This is a genomic window from Streptomyces sp. NPDC060366 (assembly GCF_042725135.1).
Lineage (GTDB): Bacteria > Actinomycetota > Actinomycetes > Streptomycetales > Streptomycetaceae > Streptomyces.
In genome coordinates, this window is the sequence record NZ_JBHXDC010000011.1 from 1 (window position 1) to 2,576 (window position 2,576).

Annotated in this window: 4 protein-coding genes; all 4 read left to right on the forward strand. The window is 71.9% G+C overall.

The window, feature by feature from the left end; translation table 11 throughout:
- The first annotated feature begins 206 nt into the window (after positions 1 to 206).
- From ACFWHU_RS24895 to ACFWHU_RS24910, 4 genes are read left to right on the forward strand one after another with little or no spacing between them, the layout of a single operon-like run.
- A complete protein-coding gene (locus tag ACFWHU_RS24895) occupies positions 207 to 617 on the forward strand; it encodes a DUF3592 domain-containing protein (RefSeq protein WP_387227287.1) in 411 nt (136 codons plus the stop codon).
- Between the two features lie 43 nt (positions 618 to 660).
- Complete coding sequence (locus tag ACFWHU_RS24900) at positions 661 to 948, forward strand: cupin domain-containing protein (protein ID WP_387227290.1); 288 nt, start codon at positions 661 to 663, stop codon at positions 946 to 948.
- A complete protein-coding gene (locus ACFWHU_RS24905) occupies positions 941 to 1,582 on the forward strand; it encodes an AraC family transcriptional regulator (RefSeq protein ID WP_387227292.1) in 642 nt (213 codons plus the stop codon). The genes ACFWHU_RS24900 and ACFWHU_RS24905 overlap by 8 nt, the downstream gene beginning before the upstream one ends.
- Before the next feature lie 59 nt (positions 1,583 to 1,641).
- Entirely contained in the window at positions 1,642 to 2,466 is an 825-nt protein-coding gene (locus ACFWHU_RS24910) for an NAD(P)H-dependent oxidoreductase (protein WP_387227294.1), read from the forward strand.
- Positions 2,467 to 2,576 lie beyond the last annotated feature (110 nt).

A 2,576-nucleotide genomic window follows, 5' to 3' on the forward strand; every position in this document is an offset into this window, starting at 1 on the left:
ACATGATCCGTTCCTTCCCCTCGGGCACCCTCTGCGCCACGACTACGAAGCTACGGACGCCGCGCCACAACCACATTGGGCGTACGACCCGAGTCGCCGGTGTCGCTGACTACACCCTTACTCTGGATCCGGCCGCCGCCACGCGTTCGACGGGCTGCGACCGGCGACCTCCACGACACGTCCTGACCTGTAGGGAGTGCGTACCTGTGCCCGACTGGCTGTTTCCCCTCGTGTTCGCCGGCGTCGGCGCCGCAGTCTTCGTCATCGGCTCCGTCGGTCTCCGGCGCTCCTTCGCCCTGCGGCGCGAGGGTGTCCGGGCCGAAGGCTGGGTCGTCCGGCTGGAGACCACGTCCGACGGGCAAGGAGGCGCGATCCACCGTCCGGTGGTCGGCTGGGTCACCGATGACGGCCGTCGCATGGAGGTGGAGTCTCCGTACGGGCGCTCCTGGGTGGGCAGGTTCCGGCCCGGAAGCCCGGTCCGGATCCGCTACGACCCGCGGCGCCCCGAACGGATGCGGATCGACGGCTACGGGCACGGTGTGCAGGTGGTGTTCATGCTGGTCGGCACCGCGTTCATGGTGGGCGGGATCTCCGTGGCGCTCCGACTGGCGGCGTGAGGAGACCGGCCCGTCGGCCGACCGCCTACGTACGCTGAACGTCATGGATGTGCTGACGGACCTGCTCGACGGGGTACGGGCGCGCGGCGCCCTCTTCAGCCGTACGGTCATGACGTCGCCCTGGTCGCTGCGGTTCGCCTCCGGCGCGCCGCTGACGCTCGCCACGGTGCTGCGGGGCCAGGCGTGGCTCGTCCCCGCCGAGGGCGAGGCGGTGCGCGTACGGTCCGGGGACATCGCACTCGTCCGGGGCTCGGCGCCGTACACCGTCGCCGACGACCCGGACACCCCGCCGCGCGGTGATCGACCGGGCCGCGTACTGCGGCGTGAGTGATCCGGCCGTCGTCCCCGACGGCGGCACCGTGCTGCTCAGCGGCGCGTACGACAACCCGGGCGGCGTCAGCGAGCGGCTGCTCCGCGCGCTCCCGCCCGTGCTGGTCATCCCGGACGCCGACTGCCACTCACCGATGCTCGCGCTCGTCGCCGCCGAGTTGGCCCGCGACACCCCAGGCCAACAGGCCGTCCTCGACCGGCTGTTGGACCTGCTGCTCATCTCCGTGCTCCGGGGCTGGTTCGACCGGCCGGGGACATCGGCGCCGCCCTGGTACCGGACGGCGGACGACCCGGTGGTCGGACACGCGCTGCGGCTGCTCCACGACCGTCCGGCCGATCCGTGGACGGTCGCGAAGCTGGCGGCCGAGGCGGGGGTCTCACGCGCCGCGCTGGCCCGCCGCTTCACCGCGCGGATCGGTGAGCCGCCGATGACCTACCTCACCGGCCGGCGCATCTCGCTCGCCGCCGACCTGCTGCGTGGTACGGACGACACGGTCGGCGCCATCGCCCGGCAGGTCGGCTACGCCAACACCTTCGCGCTGAGCGTCGCCTTCAAGCGCCTGCGCCGGATCACGCCCAGCGAGCACCGCGCCGCCGCCTCCGGCACCCGGAAGGCGTCGACGGGGCGGGAATAGCATGGAGGATCGATCAACTGATCGACACCGTCGTACCGAGGAAAGGAAGGTGGCCGACCGTGCGGGTGCTCTGGCTGTACGCCCACCCCGATCCGCGCTCGCTGAACGGGGCGCTGCGCGACGAGGGAATCGCCGTTCTCCGTGAACACGGGCACGAGGTGATCGAGTCCGACCTGTACGCCATGGAGTGGAACCCGGTGGTGGGTCACGGCGACTTCCACCACGACCCCGACGAGCGGCTCGACGTGCTCACCGAGTCCCAGGCAGCCCTGGAGAACGGCACGCTCAGCGAGGACATCCGCGCGGAGCAGGAGAAGCTCCTGTGGTCCGACACGCTCGTCGTGCAGTTCCCGCTCTGGTGGTTCGGCCCACCGGCGATCCTCAAGGGCTGGTTCGACCGGCTGTTCATCCAGGGCTTCGCGCAGGGCGTGCTCGACCCCGAGACCGGCAGGGCGCAGCGTTACGGCAGCGGCGGACTGGTCGGCAGGCGGGCGCTGGTGCTGACCACGGTCGGCGCCAACGCGGCGACGACCGGACCGCGCGGTATCCACGGCGACATCAACGAGGTGCTGTTCCCGCTGCTGCACGGCACGTTGTGGTACCCGGGAATGATGGTCGTGCCGCCGCTCGTCGTCAACGGAGCCGTCAAGCTGGCCGATGCGGAGTACAAGACGGCCGTGAGCCAGTTGCGGCAGCGGCTGTTGACGCTTCCGGAGACCGAGCCGATCCCGTACCGCAGCCAGAACGGCGGCGACTACGACGAGCATCTGGTCCTGCGCCCCGACCGGGCACCCGGCGAGGAAGGCATCCATATCCACTACGTCGCGGGCGGCATGGACGAGCGGTGTGAGCGCACCGGGGGCGACGACGAGGCGGAAAGGTGACGACGGCGGGGGGTGGGGCCCCCCGGGCCCGCGGGGGCCCCCCCCCCCCCCCGGGGAGGGGGCCGGTGAGCCACAGGGATTTGCCCCCCCCGACCCCCCCCCGAGTAGCG